Raw genomic sequence first — 20,420 nt, 5'->3', positions numbered from 1 at the left:
CTGAAGATGAAGTCCGAAGAACGGGAAATACTTAAGGGTCTCCGAAACAAGCGAACCAAGGAGGCAGCCTTTGTACAAATGATGAATTTGTACAAAAAGCCTCTCTATGCTCATCTTCGATCGATGACGGGCAATCATCCTGACGCTGACGACTCTCTCCAAAATGCTTTTGTGAAGGTGTGGAAACACATCGATGGATTCAAAGGCGACTCAGCACTTTATACTTGGCTTTACCGCATAGCTACGAATGAGGCCTTAACTCTATTGAGCAAGCGTAATAAAATGCACGCTGTAGATATGGAAGAAAGTTACCACAGTGGCGGACAGACTGACGGACCTGACGGTGACGAAATCAGAATGAAGCTGGATGAGGCGGTTCTGAGCTTACCCGAGAAACAACAGCGGGTTTTTCAAATGAAGTACTTCTCTGAAATGAAATACGAGGAAATATCGAAAATTACGGGGACAAGTGTGGGAGCTCTTAAAGCAAGTTATTTTCATGCTGTGCGCAAAATTGAAGCATTTCTAACAGGAGATTAAACCATTTGACAAAGGAATAGTCATAGAAACAGAGCTACACGATTACGCTCAAAAGAATTGAATACTGAAAAATGTCAGAACAGGATAAAAAAGAAAAGAACTACCTAAAAGAGCTAGCGCCTCGCTTATTCTCAAAAGAAATGGATGAGATGCGTGAGATTCCGGAGGACTACTTTGATTCTCTGGAAGATCAAGTTATAGCAAAGATCAAGAAAGTATCTGAACATAAGCCCTCAGGCAAAGTTCGCTCTTTGATTAATTTCAGGAATCTTTCCGTTGCAGCCGGATTGGCTCTTCTGCTCGCGCTTGTTCCACTTTTGAAGGATAATAATGTCCAGAATTCCTCAGAATTGATGGTTTCTTTTGACCATCAATTAAATGCTATTTCTGAAGACGCGGCTTCCTTGTATTTGGCTGAAGAATACGATCTCGAAGCGATTGCTGCAGACATTGAATTGGATGAAGCTGAAGTCTCGTCAAATGAAGATCTTACTGAAGAAGAAATTTTGAATTACCTACTTGACTCCGAAATATCTGAGTCTGTTTTATACGAATCACTTTAGAACAACTGATATGAAAAACGCAATAATCACTCTACTAGTTCTGCTTCCCGCAATAGTCTGGGGGCAAATGGGACACCCTTCTGAACTCTCTCCTGAAAAAAGAAAAGAGATCGAAGGAATGAAAGTGGCTTACCTCACTTCGCAAATGGATTTGTCGCCTGAAGAAGCGCAAGTCTTTTGGCCTGTTTACAATCAATTCCGCGATGAGATGGATGCACATAGAAGTGAGGGAAGAAAGAAGTACCAACTATTTAAGATCAATGAATCCGAACTGTCTGACGAGGAATTGATCGAGCAGATGGAATCGAGGTTTGATCACGAACGAGAACGCATTGCCATTGAGGAAAAGTACTTCAAGCAGTTTGTCGAGATTCTCTCACCGCAGAAAGTTTTGGCAATGATGGAGGCCGAGGAAGGTTTTAAGCGGGAATTGTTACGGAAAGTCAGAGGGGAAAGGCCTGAGAGAGGCAGTGGCGGAAGGTGATCTCGACTTTTTTATTCCAGGAGTTAAAGAATTAGATTAATTATATCTCCAAAGATTGTTGAAGCTTACCTTTGCCCCAATGAATCTTCGAGATGATTTCTTCGCGCTCCAAGCCCAAACTTCACCTTTCCCCATCGGGATAGAGGTAAGCCACGCTGCGGGTTGCTACATCTACGATACCGCAGGCAAGAGCTTCCTCGATATGATTTCAGGGATTGCCGTGACGAATGTCGGACATCGACACCCGACCGTGGTGAAGGCAATCAAAGATCAAGTAGATCGCTACCTCCACGTGATGCCTTACGGCGAATTTATTCAAGGTCCGCAGGTAGAGTTGGCTCGAAAGCTTACTTCCCTCCTGCCCGATTCACTCAATGCCTGTTACTTTGTGAACAGCGGTACCGAAGCCATCGAAGCTGCCCTAAAACTGGCCAAACGGTTTACGGGTAGACGGAAAATCGTCTCTTGCCACAAGGCCTACCACGGGTCTACGCATGGCTCGCTCAGTGTTTCTGGAAATGAAAAAAAGAAATACGCCTTTCGCCCCTTACTACCCGAGGTCTACTTTATGCGGTACGGTGAATTGAACGACTTGAGTTTAATCGATGAGTCCACCGCATGTGTCATCATCGAGACGGTGCAAGGTGATGCTGGTGTGAGAATACCTTCGAAGGCATTTATGCTGGCTCTCCGCGCCCGCTGCACGGAGGTTGGTGCTTTGCTCATATTGGATGAAATCCAAACGGGCTTTGGCCGAACGGGTAAACTATTTGCCTTTGAACATTTTGGAATTACTCCCGACATTTTAACCATCGCCAAAAGCATGGCAGGCGGAATGGCTATGGGTGCTTTTGTGAGTGATCGAGAGATTATGGCCTGCCTGAAAGAAGATCCCATTCTGGGGCACATCACCACTTTTGGTGGTCACCCCGTTTGCTGCGCCGCGGCATTGGGAAATATCCAAGCCATTGAAGAAGGCAACTTGATAGAAACTGCCGAAGAAAAAGGTGAACTATTGGAATCACTTCTCGATCATCCTGCAATTGTTGAAGTGAGACGAATTGGGATGATGTTTGCCGTAGAGTTTGAATCAGCCGATTTGGTATATAAAATCGTTGAGAAGTGTTTGGAAAAGGGAGTGATCACCTTTTATTTCTTGTCTTGTCCTGAGAGCTTTAGGTTGGCTCCTCCCCTCACCATTTCCGATGAAGAAATTCGCTTAGCGGCGAAGGCGATTAATGAGGCGATTCAGGAGGCTGTTCCAGACCTTCTTTGAAATGAGCTTTTCTCATTCCACTTTTTCTTGATAAAAAGTGGAGCAAAAATCAAGGACGTCGAAAGGCAATTTTTGCGCTATGAAAGTCCTTGTATTAGAACAATTTGGGTGAGCGCAAAACCCCAGTTAAAAACGGACGCACGCAGTTGCACAGTTAAACTATTCCGATGGATAAGAATTACTACCATGTTTAGCTTGTCTCTAATCCCTTTTTACTGGTATTGCTGGACGACGTCCAATCTATGGTTAAGGGACAATTCCGCCTTAGGGTCTAAAAAGTGTGCGGGCTTGAGCCGAAAAAGCTGGCCAGCAAAGACTGAATGGAAGATCCCATAAGAATCCAATAAAGGGGGTTGTCTTTTTGTTTAATTAATCGACTATATGGAAAATCAGATCACTAAAGTAATTAAAAGTTGACTTAGTAATTCCCCATAGAAAGGAGAACGAGCGTGCAAGCCTCCTCTACTTCAATTCCTTCTTTTGTCAGCTCTTCTTGAAAGGCATCATTTTCCGTTCCCGGATTAAAGATGACCCTATTTGGCTTCAAAGATTTGATGTACTCTTTCCAGTGCTCCTGATTTCGCGGACCAACATACAGTGTTACCGTATCCACATTAGGAAATGGTTTGAGCTCTGTGGATATAGAAACGCCTGAAATTTCTCCTTGACGAAGACCGACGGCCTCAACAGGGTGATCAGCTGACTTGAGCATCTCTACAGCGCGATAAGCGTATCGCATGGGGTTTGGACTGGCGCCGATTACAACGGTATTCTTTTTTTCCATTTATCCTCTTAACAAAAAGCCCCGATCAAAGTTGATCAGGGCTTCACTTTGGGGTTTCTAATATTTATTCGGCGCTATCGCTGTCGTTTTCACCGCTAGGTGCAGCTCCTAAGTCATCTGAATTTCCGCCTTCCTCATTCAGGTCATCTGTCATGTCTTCATCATCCTCAGAAACCACCACTTTGGCCACAGCCGCAATCGCGTCATTTCCCTTGAGGTTGATCAATCGAACTCCCTGAGTTGCTCTACCCATCACACGAAGATCTGCAACGCTCATTCGGATGGTTAGGCCGCTCCTGTTGATGATCATCAAGTCATCATCGTCAGTAACAGATTTGATGGAAATCAAAGCTCCCGTCTTTTCCGTTACGTTCAGGGTTTTTACACCTTTTCCTCCACGGTTGGTAATGCGGTATTCCTCAACATCACTTCGCTTGCCGTAGCCTTTTTCGGAAACAACCAGAACATTGGTTGAAGTATCGCTGATACAAATCATACCAATTACCTCGTCATCTTTACTTTCAAGGGTAACACCCTTTACTCCTTGCGAAGTACGACCTACAGCTCTAACCTTTTCTTCGTTGAAACGAATGGCTTTACCGCTCTTCTTTGCAAGTATGATTTCGCTACTTCCGTTGGTTAGCTTTGCTTCCAGTAGTTGGTCACCATCCTTAATAGTAATGGCGTTGATTCCATTTTGACGCGGACGAGAGTATGCTTCGAGCGATGTCTTCTTAACTACACCATTCTTTGTTGCCATAATCACATTGTGGCTATTGATGTAATCCTCGTCTCTTAAGTCTTGCGTATTAATGTAAGCCATGATCTTATCGTCTTGTTCGATGTTGATCAGGTTTTGAATGGCTCTTCCTTTAGATGTTTTAGACCCTTCGGGAATTTCAAAAATTCGCATCCAGTAGCACTTCCCTTTCTCTGTAAAGATCAAGAGATAATTGTGGTTGGTCGCTACGAACAGGTGCTCCAAGAAATCTTCATCTCTTGTTTTGCTTCCACGAGAACCAACTCCACCCCTTGCTTGAGTCTTGTATTCATTCAAAGAAGTACGCTTGATATAGCCCAAGTGAGAGATGGTAATTACCACATCTTCATCGGGAATCAAATCCTCAATACTCATTTCACTAGCAGAGTACTCGATTCGTGAACGACGCTCATCACCGTATTTGTCCTTGATCTCAATGAGTTCATCCTTGATAATCTGCATTCTCAACCCTTCATCACTAAGAATCTGTCTTAAGTGATCAATCAATTTCATCAAGTCGGCATGCTCTTCTCGAATCTTTTCGCTTTCCAAACCGGTAAGCTTTTGTAGACGCATATCGAGGATAGCTCTGGCTTGAAGCTCAGAAAGAGCAAACTTCTCCATCAAACCGTTGCGGGCTTCTTCAGGGTTCTGGCTTGCACGAATTAAAGCAATCACCTCGTCAATATTGTCAAGGGCGATTAGCAATCCTTCTAAAATATGGGCTCTTTCTTCCGCTTTACGCAGTTCGTATGTTGTACGGCGAACCACCACATCGTGACGGTGCTCTACGAAATTGAAGATCATATCCTTGAGATTCAACATCTCTGGACGCCCCTTCACTAGCGCGATATTGTTTACTGAAAATGAGGTCTGTAGAGCGGTATACTTATACAGCTTATTTAGCACTACATTCGGAATGGAATCACGCTTCAACTCATAAACGATTCGCATCCCTTTACGGTCGGACTCATCCCGAATATCACTGATGCCTTCAATCTTTTTGTCGACAACCAAATCGGCTGTCTTGCGGATCATTTCCGCTTTATTCACCTGATAGGGGATTTCGGTAACGATGATTGCTTCGCGACCCTCACGGATTTCTTCAATATTTGCTTTAGCTCGCATTACAACACGACCACGGCCTGTCTCAAATGCTTGCTTTACACCTTCGTAACCGTAAATAATACCACCTGTTGGAAAATCAGGAGCTTTAATGTGCTCCATGAGCCCCGCGATGTCTATATCTCTATTATCAATAAAAGCTATGGTTCCATCAATCACCTCAGAGAGGTTGTGTGGAGGCATATTTGTTGCCATACCCACAGCGATACCGCTGGCGCCATTGGCCAAAAGGTTCGGAATTCGGGTAGGCAAAACAGTTGGCTCCTTTAAAGAATCGTCAAAGTTGAGCTGGTAGTCAACGGTTTCTTTGTCGATATCCGAGAGCATTTCTTCTGCAATCTTTTGCAGACGTGCCTCAGTATAACGCATTGCCGCAGGGCTGTCACCATCTACCGAACCGAAGTTTCCTTGCCCATCTACAAGCATGTAGCGCATAGACCAAGGCTGAGCCATACGCACCATAGTGTCGTAGACTGAGCTATCTCCGTGTGGGTGAAATTTACCCAATACCTCCCCGACAATACGGGCAGATTTCTTGTAGGATCTGTTAGAATAGACACCTAACTCCATCATTCCGTAGAGAACACGGCGATGAACAGGTTTCAAACCGTCCCTTACATCAGGGAGGGCTCTGGAAACGATAACCGACATCGAGTAATCGATGTAGGCCGACTGCATTTCATCTTCAATATTGATCGGTATGATCTTTTCTCCTTCTGCCATTTTATAATGTCAATTGAAAAATTGTACGGTTTTTGCACTACGCAAAGCCAATTGCCGAAAGTAGTGATATAACAAGGTTTGTCTGCGGTTTTAAAGGGTGTTTTATCAACAAAAATCTGTGAAATAATCTACCCCTAAATGACAGCTTGTCAGAATCGACAGACTTATATTTGAAAATACTCATTATCGGTGTAACTTTAGAACAACCTTTGCCTGAAACGAGTTATAATGAGAGAGTGCAAAGTTAATTAGAAAGGAAGGATTTCATGGAAGCAAAATTTTCTCCCAGAGTAAAAGACGTAATCAGCTATAGCAGGGAAGAAGCCCTAAGACTAGGGCATGATTTTATAGGTGTTGAACACTTACTGCTGGGCATCATCCGAGAGGGTGAAGGCACGGCGATTCAAATAATGAAAAATTTAGGGATTGATCTGAAAGAACTGCGACGAGCTGTTGAATCAAGTACGCGCTCGGCTTCTGCCAAGTCAGGTAACTTGGGTAATATACCTTTGGTTAAACAGGCCGAAAAAGTTTTGAAGATCACGTACCTCGAAGCAAAGCTCTTCAAAAGCCCAACTATAGGCACTGAGCATCTTCTACTGAGTATACTCAAGGATGAAGACAATGTCGCAACTAGAGCTTTATCGAAATTCAGAGTCGAGTACGATACAGTACGAGACGAACTAGAAACGATGGGCACTGGCGATGAATTATCAGGCAGCAGCATGAATAGTCCGCGAGCTGAGTTCCCTAGCGCATCTGATGATGACGATGATGATATGGGTGGTGGTTTCTCAGGTGGATCCGGTGGCGGCGGAGCTCGTCGCGTTTCAGATTCTAAATCGAAGACTCCGGTCCTAGACAACTTTGGTCGCGATCTCACGAAAATGGCTGAAGACAACAAGCTAGACCCGATTGTGGGCCGTGAAAAAGAAATAGAGCGGGTGTCTCAAGTACTTTCAAGAAGAAAGAAAAATAACCCTGTATTAATAGGTGAGCCTGGTGTGGGTAAATCTGCGATTGCGGAAGGCCTTGCACTCAGAATTGTTCAGCGCAAGGTATCACGAGTATTATTTGACAAAAGAATTGTTTCGCTTGACGTAGCTTCATTGGTGGCAGGTACCAAGTACCGTGGCCAGTTTGAAGAACGGATGAAAGCGGTGATGAACGAATTGGAAAAGTCTCCTGAGGTCATTCTCTTTATCGATGAGATTCACACTATTGTCGGAGCCGGGGGAGCGAGTGGCTCTTTGGATGCATCCAATATGTTTAAGCCCGCCCTCGCTCGAGGCGAAATACAATGCATCGGTGCCACAACATTGGATGAATACCGACAATACATTGAAAAAGATGGAGCTCTGGAACGTCGATTCCAAAAGGTAATGGTAGAACCTACCAATGAAGAAGAGACCATTCAGATTCTCAATAACATTAAGGAAAAATATGAGGAGCACCACAGTGTAAACTACACTGACGATGCCATTAAAGCTTGTGTTACCCTCACTAGCAGATATATTTCTGACAGACACCTTCCGGACAAAGCGATTGATGCTTTGGATGAAGTAGGTTCACGCGTGCACATCACGAATATCAAGGTGCCAAAAGAGATTATCGAAGCGGAGAAGGCGATTGAAGAAATTAAGGAAGAAAAGAATCGAGTAGTTCGAAGTCAGAAGTATGAAGAGGCGGCGAAATTACGTGATAAAGAGCGAAGCTTGATTGAAGAGCTCGAAACGGCGAAGGCTAAGTGGGAAGCAGAAGCCAAGAATCACCGTGTTACGGTAACAGTAGACCATGTAGAGGAAGTCGTTGCAATGATGACGGGGATTCCGATGCAAAGAATTGCTGAAAAAGAAAGTGGTCGACTGGCCAAGATGAACGAAGAGCTTCACGACTCTGTAATCGGACAATCAGGTGCTGTAGGTAAAGTGGTAAAGGCTATTCAGAGAAACAGAGCGGGATTGAAAGATCCCAATAAGCCGATCGGATCCTTTATATTTTTAGGACCTACTGGAGTTGGTAAAACTCAATTGGCAAAAGAACTATCCAAGTATTTATTTCACTCGGAAGACTCACTTATAAGAATCGACATGAGCGAGTACATGGAGAAATTTGCCATCAGCCGATTGATCGGAGCACCTCCTGGCTATATTGGTTACGAAGAAGGTGGTCAGCTTACAGAAAAAGTGAGAAGACACCCCTACTCGATCATTTTGCTTGATGAGATCGAAAAGGCGCACCCTGACGTTTTCAACTTATTGCTACAAGCGTTGGATGATGGCCAACTTACAGATAGTTTGGGTCGTAAAATAGACTTCAGAAATACAATTCTTATTATGACTTCTAATATTGGAGCTAGACAACTCTCTGATTTTGGAACGGGCGTAGGATTTGGTACCAGAGCGCGTATTGAAAATGAAAACTCTGCTCAAGCGGCAGTGATTCAAAATGCCTTGAAAAAGGCGTTTGCACCTGAATTCTTAAACAGAATTGACGATGTGGTCATCTTCAACTCTTTATCGAAAGAAGATATCCATAAGATCATCGACATCGAACTGGGCAAACTTTACAAGAGAATAAACTCTTTGGGTTACGAGGTGAAGTTGAGTGAAGCCGCAAAAGATTTCATTGCAGAGAAAGGATATGACGAAAAGTTTGGCGCTCGTCCGTTAAAGAGAGCTATACAGAAATACGTCGAAGATCCGATGGCAGAGGAAATCATTAATTCCAATCTGGAAGAAGGCGATACCATTCATATCGGAAAGAAAAAGGACTCAGATGAAATAAACATTCGCATCACTAAAGGCAAGAAGCCTAAGAAGGAGGAAAACTGATACTCAATAATCTATAAAATAGAAAGCCATCGGAAAATATCTGATGGCTTTTTTATGTTCTAACGCTTGACAAAAACGAAAACAACGCTATTCTTAGGATAACTACTTTAGCTCAATTTCAATCGCACTCTCGCTGTCTACCTGAAAAGCGACATCCGTCCAATGTGGAGGCTTTATTAATGGCCTAAAGTTGTTCGAGAAACCAAAAGGCTCAGAAGGGTAAGCGAAAAAATTTCGATCTAAATCGCCATTCTTATTCTTGTCTTGAAATACAGCAATGGCGTATTCACCTTTAGCCAGTTTGAATTCCACTTCCGTTTCTGTAAAATTCTTTACTGCGATTACTTCTTGCCTATGCATGTCCTCCGTCAAAAAGGTATCATAGCTTCTGAAGACAGCTATCATGATATTCGAATCTTCATTTTCTACATTCTTAATTCTGACCTTGAGCGAGATCAGCTCTTCAGAACCGTTGGAGGCAGAAAAGAAGCCCATGAGGGCTATACAAAGGCTTAAAATAATTTTCATGTAGGTTTAATTACTCCTGTTAGTACAAAGAGGGCATTGTGATTCCCTAATGAAGACAAATTTAATCTAAACTCTAAGCTATTCATAGACAACACAATAATCGATGAATTATTTTTTTTCATCGATGGAGGGCAACCATTCCAAGATGGCCCGTCTTAAAAGCAACCAATGATTTTGATTACGAAATCAAGATGCTAACTTACACTTGCTCCGCCTAACCAGCGGAGCTTTTTTGTTTTGGGGCTTTATTGACATCGTATAGTGTACAAGCACTATTTAAACAAGATTCGTGTTCAATCGTTAAAGCTACATTCGAACCCAAAATAAATATACCATGAAAAGAGTATTGAGCGTTACATTAAGCCTTACGTTAGGATTATTTTTGTTTTCCTGCGGAGGAGGAGCTACTGAGGAATCTACCGGAACGGAAGACACTTCAATGAATGAAGAAACAACAGAAACTGAAGGTCCATCAGGGGCTTATTCGCTTTCTCAGGATGAGAGTCAAATGATTTGGGCAGGTAACATGCTTAAGGTCGGAGGTGTGAGTCTATACGGCCATACCGGAACTATCGATTTCCAAAAAGGAATGATGACAATGACTGACGGTAAAATTACTGATGGTACTTTCGTTATTGACATGAGTACAATTACTCCTACTGATGACTCATATAAACCCGAGGAAGGCAGTACACCTGAAAAATTAGTTGGGCATCTTTCTTCACCTGACTTTTTTGCCGTTGACTCATTTCCTACAGCTACTTTCAAGGTTACGGGAATGGAAGATGGAAAAATTATGGGAGATATGACCATCCGCGGAATCACAAACGCCGAAACGATCGAAGGAGTGGTTATGGAAACAATGAACGGAAAGGTGAAAGCCACGGGTTCTATGACATTGGATCGTCAGAAGTACAATGTTGCTTTTGATATGGGAGCTGAAGACAAAATCCTTTCTGATGATCTAGATTTGGAATTTACAATTGTTGCAACAGCCGATGCTGCCATGTAAGTATTGATAACAATCTTATTTCAAAACCCTGATCAAATGATCAGGGTTTTTTATTTTTGGATATGCCCAAGCAAACCGCCTTCGGTGGAGATAACAACTTTCAGGATTTCAAGTCTGAAGGTGTCAGAATCGTAAATGAAGCTGACACAGAAAAGCTGATGGAATGGTTGGATAAACTAAGATCAGACGAGTCGATCGAGGTTCAACAAGCCGCAGCTGTGTGTCATGCGATTAGCGATGTTTCTCCTACTCTCTTTGAGCAATTTCAAAAGGAACTAATTGAAGTCATAAGAAAGAATGTCCACACGGCCGGGCCGAGGTTCACTTATCGAGTGCTTGCAGAGATTCTTATCGATGAAGAAAATCTTGGAGAGGTAATAGATCTCTCTTTTGAGTCCCTTAAGGACTCCCATTCACCCATTGCAATTCAGGTATTTTCAATGACGGTAATAGCCAATCAAATGAAGCGATACCCCGAGCTAGGCGTAGAGCTTGAAGCCGCTATTCAATTCAGGTTTAACACAGGTTCTGCAGGATTCAAAAACAGAGCATTGAAAATCGCCAAAGCATACGGGCTTAAGATTGAGGAAAATATGTAAATTCCGCATTCTTCTTATAATAAATGAACAGACTGATTACAACCATTGTCGCAGGAATTATAGCCTTGTCAACCATCTATGGTAGCGTAGGTCTTAGGTTTGATGAAAAAATCAATTCTGCTCTAATGGATTGTGCGGAAGAATCGGAGAGTGAAATTGAATCGGTTGATCTCCGTTTATCGATGATCCAGGTGATAGCTCAGGATTGCTTAGATCGTTCAATAGACGATGATACAGTCGCTTATTCTGAGAACTTAATCTTCATCAACTTTCCTGAGGTCCCTATTCCACCCCCCAAAGTGTAAGTACAGCACCCCCAAATTCTTTCACCGACTTCACTCACTCTTCACCCGTTTGTTTTATGATTTTTTCTCACATTAAGCGAGATTTCGCTTCATCCATTGTAGTTTTTTTAGTCGCTCTCCCACTCTGTTTGGGAATTGCCTTGGCATCTGGCGTCCCTCTTTTTTCAGGATTAATTTCAGGTATCATTGGTGGAATAATCATTGGCTCCTTGAGTCAATCTTCTACCAGTGTTAGTGGACCCGCAGCAGGACTAGTTGTGATCGTTTTAAATGCCCTCGATACGCTTGGAACAATAGAAGGGTTTATGCTTGCCGTAGTTATAGCGGGAGTTTTACAGTTGATTTTAGGCTTCGCAAAGGCAGGTGTTATCGGACTATATTTCCCTTCTGCAGTGATCAAGGGCATGCTTGCCGCCATCGGTCTCATACTGATTCTCAAGCAAATTCCTCACCTGATCGGATTTGATAATGACGCTTTCGGGGAAATGGAGTTCTTACAGCGCGATGGTAGCAATACGTTCACAGGGATACTCGACGCCATCGATAATATGCAAGTAGGGAGTGCCATCATCGGCTTTGTTTCCTTGGCGCTTATGTTTATCTGGGCCACTCCTACTTTGAAAAAGATTCCCGTTCTAAAGGATATTCCCGGTGGTGTATTGGTAGTGGTTATTGGCGTTTTTGTCAATTTGTTATTCGAAAGTTTCATTCCCGAACTAGCCATTGATGCAACACATCTGGTCTCATTACCAATAATCAATGATTTTACCGAGCTAAAGAGTGAAATGATCCATCCCGATTGGTCTATGTTTACCAATCTCGATGTCTATATCGTTGCAGTCACTCTGGCTATTGTAGCTAGTTTGGAAACACTCTTGAGTTTGGAAGCGGCTGATAGATTAGATCCTGAAAAAAGACATTCACCTCAAAACAGCGAATTGAAAGCTCAAGGTATAGGTAATATATTAAGTGGACTGATCGGTGGGCTCCCAATTACGGCTGTAATAGTTAGGAGTTCTACCAACATTGAAGCCGGAGCAAAAACGAAGCTCTCTGCCATATTACACGGAATATTTCTTTTAGTGGCAGTAGCACTCATCCCGGGAGTGATGGAGATGATACCACTTGCTTCACTGGCAGGGATATTAATCTACGTCGGATTTAAATTGACGAAACCATCCATTTACAAGAGTTATCTCAAAATGGGTAATAAGCAGTTTATTCCTTTTATCGTTACTGTAGTTTCCATCATGTTTACAGATCTCTTGATCGGAATTCTAATCGGGATGAGCATTGGAATATTTTACATTATACGCAGCAATTACCATACACCGTACACTTATATGGACGAAACCGGTAAAGACGGCAAAACTGATCAAATAAGAATAGGGCTGAGTGAACACGTATCCTTCTTAAACAAAGCGGATTTGAGAACAACTCTGGACAGGATTCCCGATAACAGTATTGTAGTTTTGGATGGATCCAGAACGAAGCAAATAGATCATGATGCGCTTGAAGTCATCCATGAATTTATTGACACTGCTCCAAAGCGAGAAATAATGGTGGAGAGCATTGATATTCCTTTGCTAGAATGATTGTACTTAAGCGGTATTGAAGAGATAGAAGGTTATCCATCCAGCACCGCTACTTTGCTAAACCAAAAAGCACTGAAATCGTTACTTTTATGCATTAAATAAGTGTAGTATGGATAAGATGCTGTTGTTTTTTGAAACGATGCCGACTTGGCAAAAGCTGGCTTGGGTAATCGGTTGTATCGGTGTATGTTGGCTCGCTGAAGGAGTTTACCCGCTTGTTTCGCACGGCTACAAAAAATGGAAGCATGCTAAGGTTAATCTCATTTTCCTTTCCACTACTTTGGTCATCAACGTGCTTTTCGGTATTTTGACTGTTGGTGTCTTTAGCTGGACACAGCAACACGAGTTCGGCCTTCTGTTTCTATTTGATTTTCCGCTTTGGGTCAACCTTATTATTTCCTTGTTGGCGTTTGACTTAGTTGCTCAATATTTTGTTCATTTCCTTCTTCACAAAGTCAGTTTCATGTGGCGGTTTCACATGGTACACCATAGTGATACGGAGGTGGATGTAACGAGCGGCACGCGTCATCACCCGGGAGACTATATGTTCAGGGAGTTGTTTTCACTACTTGCGGCCTTAATCATAGGCGCACCCCTCTCCTTTTACCTGATGTACAGGATCATCACAGTGTTTTTCACCTACACAACTCATGCCAATATCACGGTTCCTTCGTGGGTGGATAATACAATTGGGTTGGTCTTTGTAACTCCTAACATGCACAAGTTTCATCATCATTTTGAGCGCCCTTGGACCGATAGCAATTATGGCAATATCTTTTCTATTTGGGACCGAATATTTGGCACATTGGTTATCGGAGATCCAAAGCAAGTAAAGTATGGTCTCGATGTATTAGACGATTCTACTTCGGGCGATTTAGGGTATCAATTTAAGGTGCCTTTTAATAAGAAGATCAAGACCGATTACTAAGGAACAATGAAGTTCGACTCATTATCCTTAATGTTAAAGTGAGCTCGAATATGCCCTTCACGACTTAATTGAAGCGCCTCCATTTCCATTACGTTGCATTCCAATACGCAGAATTCACTGTCGTCAAACTTCTCTTTTAACTCTGAGTAGGGATTTTTCTCTGCGTTGATTGCGGAGCCAGGTGCTTTAACCGTATTGTAGGATTCTCTTCCTCTCTCTCCTATTGAATGGTAATGTTGAGCTGCCATTTTATCGTTTTGGTGAATGACCACCTTGGTTTTCAGCTTGAGCTGAAATTTGGAAGTTGGATGCCAAAACAGGAATGAAGCATGCGGGTTGGCTTTCAGTTCAGCAATTTTACCTGATCGATTATCCGTGTAAACCAATATTGACAATGGATCTTGCTTCAGTTTTCTCAAAATCACCATTCGGATATTCGGCACACCATCCACCGTAGCCATTGCCACCTCTCGAAATGGATGGTTTTTCTTTTGGACGCCTCTCGCCAGCTGTCCGATGCAGAGCCTGCGTACCGTTTCTAAGTCGTGGTGGGCTTCAATTACCTTTCCCATGAGGATAAAACAAATAAGGCGCAGCTAAAGTTTGAACTGATCTACTTCTTTTACTTCCCCTACCTGAAGACCTTTGAGCCATGTGGATCCTATTCTTATTCGAACCAAACGCAATGTTGGGAAACCCACGGCAGCGGTCATCTTGCGTACCTGCCTGAACTTGCCTTCAGTAAGTGTGACAGAAATCCAAGAGGTAGGCCCGTGCCGATCATCGCGCACATGATTGGATTCGCCTAGAAATGAGGGTATTTCTTTCAATATTCTCGCTTCACAAGGTGTGGTAACGTATGGCTCCTTCTTAACTGTGATCTTCACTCCTACTTTTAAACGGTCAACTGCCGTTTGATCAATTACCCCATCCACCTGCACGTAATACTCTTTCTCAAACTTGTTGCTACTAATCAGCTTACTCACCTTGCCATTCGTGGTGAGAAGCAATAGTCCCTCCGACTTTTCGTCGAGCCTGCCAATGGACATTGTGCCGGGTGGAAAATCGAATAGCTCTCCTAATAAGCGTTTGTTTTTCCTGCGTTCTTGGTTATTGATCAATTGAGACAAATAGCCATGAGGTTTGTGCAAAACGAAATGACGGAATTGACCTGCCGAGCCTGAGTCTGCTTTTAGTGAATCCGTCAAAACTAAAGGAGATCTAATTCTTTGGCGAAAGCCAGGCCCTCTGATGAATGGCTGATCAATCGAACATTTACGTCTTGGTTCGCCTCTATCAAGGCTTTGACTCTTCTCATGCGCTTCTTGTGTTTTACCGTTCGGATGAAAATACTGTGGATTTGATCGGGGTATTCTCGTGCTAGCTGCAGGTAGATATCCGTATCCGCTTCCGCAGAATCGCCTGAAAGGACAAACTTCATGTCGGGAAAGGCATCGATGATTTCTCTTACTCTGCCATATTTACCACCGTGTTCGGTGTGTTCCATCGGCTTTACACCGATATCCCGAAGGATGAGCGGGCCTTTCGGAAATGCGTGATAATTCAGAAAAGTATTGAGGTAGCCGAACAAATTCCAAGGGCTATTTGAAACGTAGAATACCGGGTTCGTTGGCTTACCTGACTTCCCTTCGTGGAGAGCCTGGTAGAAATCGCGAACGCCTAGCAAGGGTCTTCGAATAAATGGGTTCTTCACCAGGGAGTTCACCAAAAGTCGCCACTTCAGTCGCGAGGCCACGCCGGTGTGGATGATCGTGTCGTCTATGTCGGAGATCAATGCAAACTCTGCCGATTTCCCTGGCTGTAATATTTTAGTTGAAAACGGATGATCAGCTTGCTCATCGCTTAACTTAAATTCCAAATCAAGCCAATCATTTGATGATGGTAAGCTGCCCAATCCGTGCGCTGCATTGAGATTGATATACCCTTCTCTGTCTGACACAAGCTCCTTGTGCCCACCGTTCCAGCTTACTTCTACCTGCATTCCCTTCTTCTCATCGCTACCCATTCTCTTGTAGAAGTTCCTGAGCGTTCTCAGCATTCCATCAGTTTCCAAATGCTCTATTCCCTTGTCTTCGAGTACTCTCGCTTTCGCGAAAAATCGAGCATCATTGGCGTAACCTCCGTAAGGACGAATAACAATGGGGTTGCTCTTTTTAGAAAATAAAAACACAGATCGGGATAACTAGAAGACGATTTTACAAAAGAAAAATTGACTTTTCCTGCTAAAGGCGCTGAATCTCGAATCAATCCAAGAAATGACATGTACCCGACTATTTCTAAATGTGATAAGCATCTGACCTCGCGTACTTCTTTTATCTTCGCGGCACAAACCAAAAAAAACCACAACTCATGATCCATAAAGTGTGTAAGACAATCGCCCTATCTGCTATAGCTATTGCGGTAATGAGTTGTGGAACTGAACAAAAAGAACAAAGCGCCGAAAAGGAAATGAAAGCACCGATAGCCAAAAAAGTAGCAGAAGAATTGACGACCCACGGCGACACTCGAATTGACAACTATTTCTGGATGCGTTTGAGTGATGAGCAGAAAGAAGCAGAAACGCCGGATGCCCAAACTCAGGATGTGTTGGACTACCTGAATGAGGAGAATGCTTATACCAAAGCGATGCTCAAGCATACCGAGCCACTTCAGGACAAGCTCTTCAATGAAATCAAATCCAGAATAAAAGAAGACGATCAGTCTGTCCCTGTTTCCACGAATGGCTACAGCTACTACTCCCGCTACGAATTAGGTGGCGACTATGCGCTTTATTGCCGAAAGGCCTTAACCGAAGGAGCTGAAGAAGAGATCTTGCTCAACGGAAACGAAATGGGCAAGGACAAAAGCTACTTTGCCATAGGCGGATATGAAGTGAGCGAAGACAATAAGATGATGGCTTACAGCACTGATTATGTATCACGAAGAGAATACACGATACACATCAAAAATCTCGAGACAGGTGAAATCCTTTCGGACGAAATAGCCGAAACCACTGGCGGAATCACTTGGGCGAATGACAATAAGACCATTTTCTACACGAAGCAAGACCCGGTAACGCTGCGTTCTTATCGGATTTACAAACACAAATTAGGTACCGACATCTCCGAAGACGAGCTGGTTTACGAGGAGAAAGATGACACCTTTGGAACGTTTATCTACAAGACCAAATCAAGGAAATACCTTATCATAGGATCTTATCAAACGATGAGCAATGAGTACCGTTTCCTCGATGCCGATACTCCCGATGGGGAGTGGACTATGATTCAACCACGAGTTCGTGGATTGGAATACGGTGTGGATCATTTTGGGGACGACTTCTACATTGTATGCAACGAGAATGCGAAGAACTTCAAGCTTGTAAAAGCACCTGTTTCAAACCCGGGCAAAGAGAATTGGAAAGATATCATCCCTCATCGAGCGGATGTTTTGCTCGAGGGAATCGACATTTTCAAGAACCACCTTGTGGTGACCGAGCGCAAGCAAGGGTTGATCAACCTTCGGGTGATGCCTTGGAACGGAAGTGAAGAGCACTACATCGAATTCAACGATCCGACTTATACCGCTTACACCACCGGAAACCCTGAGTTTGAAACGGAAACACTTCGTTTTGGCTACACCTCCATGACCACTCCGAGAACGACCTACGATTACAATATGGTGACCAAGGAGAGGGAAATCTTGAAACAACAAGAAGTTCTGGGCGGTGAGTTTGATGCCGCGAACTACGTTTCTGAAAGATTGATGGCGCCTGCTCGCGATGGCAAAATGGTTCCAATCTCAGTAGTTTACAAGAAAGGATACGAGAAAAACGGCAAGGCTCCTCTCCTGCTTTATGCTTACGGATCATACGGTGCCACAATGGATCCAACGTTCAGTTCCGTGCGCCTTAGTTTGCTCGATCGCGGATTTGCTTTTGCCATCGCGCACATTCGCGGAGGCCAAGATTTAGGTCGCGAGTGGTACGAAGACGGAAAACTTCTGAACAAGAAGAACACATTCACGGATTTCATTGACTGCGGACAATTCTTAATTGATGAGCAGTTCACCAATGCTGATCACCTCTACGCGCAAGGTGGAAGTGCAGGAGGATTGCTGATGGGTGCCATCGCTAACATGGCTCCCGATATGTGGAATGGTGTGATTGCTCAAGTTCCTTTCGTCGATGTGATTTCTACTATGCTTGATGAGTCTATTCCTCTAACTACAGGAGAATTTGACGAATGGGGAAATCCAAAAGATGCCGAGTATTATACCTACATCAAGTCTTATTCTCCTTACGATAATGTAGAAGCAAAGGATTATCCAAACATGCTGGTAACGACCGGATATTGGGACAGCCAAGTGCAGTATTGGGAACCCGCAAAATGGGTAGCCAAGCTAAGAGAGCTAAAAACGGATGACAATCTTCTCGTCATGGACTGCAACATGAAAGTAGGACATGGCGGAGCTTCAGGACGATTTGATCGCTACAAAGAAATCGCTTTGGAGTATGCTTTCGTTTTGGATCTGGAAGGGCTTAAGGAGTAATCGAGTCTTAAAAGATTGAGGCATGGTTTGTGGTATTTGGGAGGGAAAATAAATCCAACTCCCATGAAACACCTTGCCTTAACACTGTCCATTCTAAGTATTGGACTATCTGGTTTTTCCCAGACAAAACTTATTGCGCACAAGAGTCACAGCGGAACGGCTGAGAATTTTCAGCTTGCCTTGAACAGCGATGATTTCAATCCAATTGAATCAAACTTTGGTGAAGCACCCGATCGCTATGTGATAAATGCTCAGCTCGACAGCGTGATCTATGTCGATGAACACCGGGTGATATTGGTCACAAGCTACTTTAACGAGGAAATAAAGACGAAGAAAAGCAAGAAGGACAAATCTAGCTGGAAGCCAGATCGGGAGTATGTGTATAACCATCCGCTTTTTTCGCGACAGCATTCGCTTGATAGCATCAAGATGGTAGTAAAGCGAGACTATCACTTCAAAAACGACATTGATAAGGTAGTATTCGTGGGCTACGACAATGAAGAAAAGGCAACTGACGAGAACGAGATCATTCCCTTTTCAACCTTTCCTCCGCGTGGCAATACTCCACTCATACTGCTATTGGTTCTAGCTTTGACAGGTATCGCTTATTCCGTAAGCGCTAAATCATGGGCGGCAGCGAAGATTTGAAATCGCGACTATTCAAGCATCTTTGGCAAGCCGGATTATTCTATTCGGCTCTTGCCATTGTTTTAATTCCCGGGCCACTAGATTTCCTTGGTTGGCAAAAATCCCTGGCAGATGCACTTTTATTACCACTGCTAAAGTTCGCGGGTGGATTCTTTTACCAAACAGAGAATTGGATTCAAGAGATTTCTTCAGACAGTAGCTTTATGTGGCTGCTGCTAGCTCTGGTTGTACCATTTTCAATGATTTTGGGCTTTCGCCAAAAGCACAATAGTCGATTGATGGCTTCGGTTCAAATCGTGCTGACTTATTTCTTAGCATTCGTTTTACTGAATTATGGAGTGGACAAAGTCTTTAAAGCGCAGTTTTATCTTCCGGAGCCCAATATTCTATTTACTCCCTTTGGGATGCTCGACAAGGACATCTTGTACTGGAGCACGATGGGCATTTCATATGAATACAATCTCTTTTTGGGTTGGGCCGAAGTGCTGGCTGCTATGCTTTTACTCGTTCGGAAGACGCGCGTCATTGGTCTTATTCTGGCACTCGGCATTCTGGTGAATGTGGTCGCAGTGAACTTTAGTTTTGATATTTCGGTGAAAGCCCTTTCGCTTTTACTGCTGCTGATATCTGTAGTTCTCTTGGCTCCATTCGCACGTAGTTTTTTGGCGGTTTTCTCTTATCAAGAAAACGCAAAGCTCACCGAATTACCTACGCTTCCCTCCGATTGGAATTCTTCCAAGATTCAGGTAATCGCGAAGGTGATCATCATTGGAATCGCTCTGATCCAATCAATCCTACCCTTTTGGCAAAATGGAGTTTACAACGACGATCTTGCCGAAAGGCCTTTTCTCCATGGAGCTTATGAAGTGACGGATTCTTCAGACCCAAATTTGAAAATGATCTTCATCCATCGAGATGGTTATTTGATTTTTCAAGACAATGACTTCAGGATGAAAGATTACAAACTGGAGATCGATCCGATTGAGAAATCCATGAACTTAATTGATTACAACAGAGAAGAGAATATTCTCCATTACACATACAACGGGACCACGGGAGAGCTGAGGATCGCTAATGGATCGAACAGTTTTTATGCAATATCTGAGTCGGTCAATTGGCGAGAATTACCCGCCTTAAAGCCACAAATGCACCTTAGCATAGATTGATC

General features: G+C 43.4%; 19 protein-coding genes. 13 read left to right on the top strand and 6 right to left on the bottom strand.

Features of this window, described 5'->3' with window-relative positions:
- The first annotated feature begins 6 nt into the window (after window positions 1-6).
- The 4 genes from O3Q51_06285 to O3Q51_06270 all read left to right on the top strand — a co-directional run bounded on the left by O3Q51_06285 (window position 7) and on the right by O3Q51_06270 (window position 2,863).
- A complete protein-coding gene (locus tag O3Q51_06285) occupies window positions 7-540 on the top strand; it encodes an RNA polymerase sigma factor (protein MCZ4408408.1) in 534 nt (177 codons plus the stop codon).
- Window positions 541-611: 71 nt separating this feature from the next.
- The gene (locus tag O3Q51_06280; protein ID MCZ4408407.1) at window positions 612-1,103 is read left to right on the top strand and encodes a hypothetical protein; all 492 of its coding nucleotides are present in this window, start codon (window positions 612-614) and stop codon (window positions 1,101-1,103) included.
- Window positions 1,104-1,113: 10 nt separating this feature from the next.
- Complete coding sequence (locus O3Q51_06275; GenBank protein MCZ4408406.1) at window positions 1,114-1,587, top strand: hypothetical protein; 474 nt, start codon at window positions 1,114-1,116, stop codon at window positions 1,585-1,587.
- A gap of 79 nt (window positions 1,588-1,666) precedes the next feature.
- Window positions 1,667-2,863 carry an aspartate aminotransferase family protein gene (locus tag O3Q51_06270; protein ID MCZ4408405.1) on the top strand — a complete coding sequence of 399 codons (1,197 nt, stop codon included), beginning with the start codon at window positions 1,667-1,669 and terminating at the stop codon, window positions 2,861-2,863.
- Between the two features lie 418 nt (window positions 2,864-3,281).
- Here the strand turns inward: O3Q51_06270 and O3Q51_06265 are convergent, their stop codons facing one another.
- Entirely contained in the window at window positions 3,282-3,647 is a 366-nt protein-coding gene (locus O3Q51_06265; protein ID MCZ4408404.1) for a CoA-binding protein, read from the bottom strand.
- A gap of 64 nt (window positions 3,648-3,711) precedes the next feature.
- A complete protein-coding gene (gyrA, locus tag O3Q51_06260) occupies window positions 3,712-6,255 on the bottom strand; it encodes a DNA gyrase subunit A (protein MCZ4408403.1) in 2,544 nt (847 codons plus the stop codon).
- A gap of 266 nt (window positions 6,256-6,521) precedes the next feature.
- On the opposite strand from gyrA, the gene O3Q51_06255 reads away from it, so the two are divergent.
- Window positions 6,522-9,089 (top strand): ATP-dependent Clp protease ATP-binding subunit, encoded by a 2,568-nt coding sequence (locus tag O3Q51_06255; protein ID MCZ4408402.1) that lies wholly within the window; start codon window positions 6,522-6,524, stop codon window positions 9,087-9,089.
- A gap of 102 nt (window positions 9,090-9,191) precedes the next feature.
- On the opposite strand, the gene O3Q51_06250 is transcribed toward O3Q51_06255, so the two are convergent.
- Window positions 9,192-9,617: a DUF2141 domain-containing protein gene (locus O3Q51_06250; protein MCZ4408401.1), complete on the bottom strand. Its 426-nt coding sequence runs from the start codon at window positions 9,615-9,617 to the stop codon at window positions 9,192-9,194.
- Window positions 9,618-9,951: 334 nt separating this feature from the next.
- On the opposite strand from O3Q51_06250, the gene O3Q51_06245 reads away from it, so the two are divergent.
- The 5 genes from O3Q51_06245 to O3Q51_06225 all read left to right on the top strand — a co-directional run bounded on the left by O3Q51_06245 (window position 9,952) and on the right by O3Q51_06225 (window position 14,056).
- Window positions 9,952-10,629 carry a YceI family protein gene (locus tag O3Q51_06245; protein MCZ4408400.1) on the top strand — a complete coding sequence of 226 codons (678 nt, stop codon included), beginning with the start codon at window positions 9,952-9,954 and terminating at the stop codon, window positions 10,627-10,629.
- A 62-nt stretch (window positions 10,630-10,691) separates the two neighbouring features.
- Window positions 10,692-11,228: a hypothetical protein gene (locus O3Q51_06240; GenBank protein MCZ4408399.1), complete on the top strand. Its 537-nt coding sequence runs from the start codon at window positions 10,692-10,694 to the stop codon at window positions 11,226-11,228.
- Window positions 11,229-11,251: 23 nt separating this feature from the next.
- The gene (locus O3Q51_06235) at window positions 11,252-11,533 is read left to right on the top strand and encodes a hypothetical protein (protein MCZ4408398.1); all 282 of its coding nucleotides are present in this window, start codon (window positions 11,252-11,254) and stop codon (window positions 11,531-11,533) included.
- 56 nt (window positions 11,534-11,589) lie between these two features.
- The gene (locus O3Q51_06230; protein MCZ4408397.1) at window positions 11,590-13,128 is read left to right on the top strand and encodes a SulP family inorganic anion transporter; all 1,539 of its coding nucleotides are present in this window, start codon (window positions 11,590-11,592) and stop codon (window positions 13,126-13,128) included.
- 109 nt (window positions 13,129-13,237) lie between these two features.
- Window positions 13,238-14,056, top strand: coding sequence for a sterol desaturase family protein (locus O3Q51_06225; protein MCZ4408396.1), 819 nt, complete (start codon window positions 13,238-13,240; stop codon window positions 14,054-14,056).
- Here O3Q51_06225 and O3Q51_06220 read toward each other — a convergent pair.
- The 3 genes from O3Q51_06220 to O3Q51_06210 are packed head-to-tail and all read right to left on the bottom strand — an operon-like array spanning window position 14,053 to window position 16,247.
- The gene (locus O3Q51_06220) at window positions 14,053-14,628 is read right to left on the bottom strand and encodes a pyridoxamine 5'-phosphate oxidase family protein (GenBank protein MCZ4408395.1); all 576 of its coding nucleotides are present in this window, start codon (window positions 14,626-14,628) and stop codon (window positions 14,053-14,055) included. The two genes, O3Q51_06225 and O3Q51_06220, sit on opposite strands and share 4 nt — an antisense overlap.
- 24 nt (window positions 14,629-14,652) lie before the next feature.
- Window positions 14,653-15,264, bottom strand: coding sequence for a pseudouridine synthase (locus O3Q51_06215; GenBank protein ID MCZ4408394.1), 612 nt, complete (start codon window positions 15,262-15,264; stop codon window positions 14,653-14,655).
- Window positions 15,265-15,266: 2 nt separating this feature from the next.
- The gene (locus tag O3Q51_06210) at window positions 15,267-16,247 is read right to left on the bottom strand and encodes a DUF2183 domain-containing protein (GenBank protein MCZ4408393.1); all 981 of its coding nucleotides are present in this window, start codon (window positions 16,245-16,247) and stop codon (window positions 15,267-15,269) included.
- A 233-nt stretch (window positions 16,248-16,480) separates the two neighbouring features.
- Here O3Q51_06210 and O3Q51_06205 point away from each other — a divergent pair, with 233 nt between their 5' ends.
- The 3 genes from O3Q51_06205 to O3Q51_06195 all read left to right on the top strand — a co-directional run bounded on the left by O3Q51_06205 (window position 16,481) and on the right by O3Q51_06195 (window position 20,418).
- Window positions 16,481-18,604: a S9 family peptidase gene (locus O3Q51_06205; protein MCZ4408392.1), complete on the top strand. Its 2,124-nt coding sequence runs from the start codon at window positions 16,481-16,483 to the stop codon at window positions 18,602-18,604.
- A 63-nt stretch (window positions 18,605-18,667) separates the two neighbouring features.
- Window positions 18,668-19,252 (top strand): hypothetical protein, encoded by a 585-nt coding sequence (locus tag O3Q51_06200; protein ID MCZ4408391.1) that lies wholly within the window; start codon window positions 18,668-18,670, stop codon window positions 19,250-19,252.
- Complete coding sequence (locus tag O3Q51_06195) at window positions 19,231-20,418, top strand: hypothetical protein (protein ID MCZ4408390.1); 1,188 nt, start codon at window positions 19,231-19,233, stop codon at window positions 20,416-20,418. The genes O3Q51_06200 and O3Q51_06195 overlap by 22 nt, the downstream gene beginning before the upstream one ends.
- The last annotated feature ends 2 nt before the right edge of the window (window positions 20,419-20,420 follow it).

It is taken from the genome of Cryomorphaceae bacterium 1068 (assembly GCA_027214385.1).
In the GTDB taxonomy this organism is placed as follows: Bacteria; Bacteroidota; Bacteroidia; order Flavobacteriales_D; family Cryomorphaceae; genus JAKVAV01.
The sequence above is the reverse complement of the archived record's forward strand: the minus strand, read 5'-3'. Positions and strand labels throughout refer to the sequence as shown.

Coding starts and splice junctions, on each gene's coding strand:
- O3Q51_06265 (MCZ4408404.1), bottom strand. CDS start 3,647: ATGGAAAAAAAGAATACCGTTGTAATCGGCGCCAGTCCAAACCCCATG.
- O3Q51_06245 (MCZ4408400.1), top strand. CDS start 9,952: ATGAAAAGAGTATTGAGCGTTACATTAAGCCTTACGTTAGGATTATTT.
- O3Q51_06225 (MCZ4408396.1), top strand. CDS start 13,238: ATGGATAAGATGCTGTTGTTTTTTGAAACGATGCCGACTTGGCAAAAG.
- gyrA (MCZ4408403.1), bottom strand. CDS start 6,255: ATGGCAGAAGGAGAAAAGATCATACCGATCAATATTGAAGATGAAATG.
- O3Q51_06270 (MCZ4408405.1), top strand. CDS start 1,667: ATGAATCTTCGAGATGATTTCTTCGCGCTCCAAGCCCAAACTTCACCT.
- O3Q51_06240 (MCZ4408399.1), top strand. CDS start 10,692: ATGCCCAAGCAAACCGCCTTCGGTGGAGATAACAACTTTCAGGATTTC.
- O3Q51_06255 (MCZ4408402.1), top strand. CDS start 6,522: ATGGAAGCAAAATTTTCTCCCAGAGTAAAAGACGTAATCAGCTATAGC.
- O3Q51_06195 (MCZ4408390.1), top strand. CDS start 19,231: ATGGGCGGCAGCGAAGATTTGAAATCGCGACTATTCAAGCATCTTTGG.
- O3Q51_06205 (MCZ4408392.1), top strand. CDS start 16,481: ATGAGTTGTGGAACTGAACAAAAAGAACAAAGCGCCGAAAAGGAAATG.
- O3Q51_06280 (MCZ4408407.1), top strand. CDS start 612: ATGTCAGAACAGGATAAAAAAGAAAAGAACTACCTAAAAGAGCTAGCG.
- O3Q51_06235 (MCZ4408398.1), top strand. CDS start 11,252: ATGAACAGACTGATTACAACCATTGTCGCAGGAATTATAGCCTTGTCA.
- O3Q51_06200 (MCZ4408391.1), top strand. CDS start 18,668: ATGAAACACCTTGCCTTAACACTGTCCATTCTAAGTATTGGACTATCT.
- O3Q51_06285 (MCZ4408408.1), top strand. CDS start 7: ATGAAGTCCGAAGAACGGGAAATACTTAAGGGTCTCCGAAACAAGCGA.
- O3Q51_06250 (MCZ4408401.1), bottom strand. CDS start 9,617: ATGAAAATTATTTTAAGCCTTTGTATAGCCCTCATGGGCTTCTTTTCT.
- O3Q51_06275 (MCZ4408406.1), top strand. CDS start 1,114: ATGAAAAACGCAATAATCACTCTACTAGTTCTGCTTCCCGCAATAGTC.
- O3Q51_06230 (MCZ4408397.1), top strand. CDS start 11,590: ATGATTTTTTCTCACATTAAGCGAGATTTCGCTTCATCCATTGTAGTT.
- O3Q51_06220 (MCZ4408395.1), bottom strand. CDS start 14,628: ATGGGAAAGGTAATTGAAGCCCACCACGACTTAGAAACGGTACGCAGG.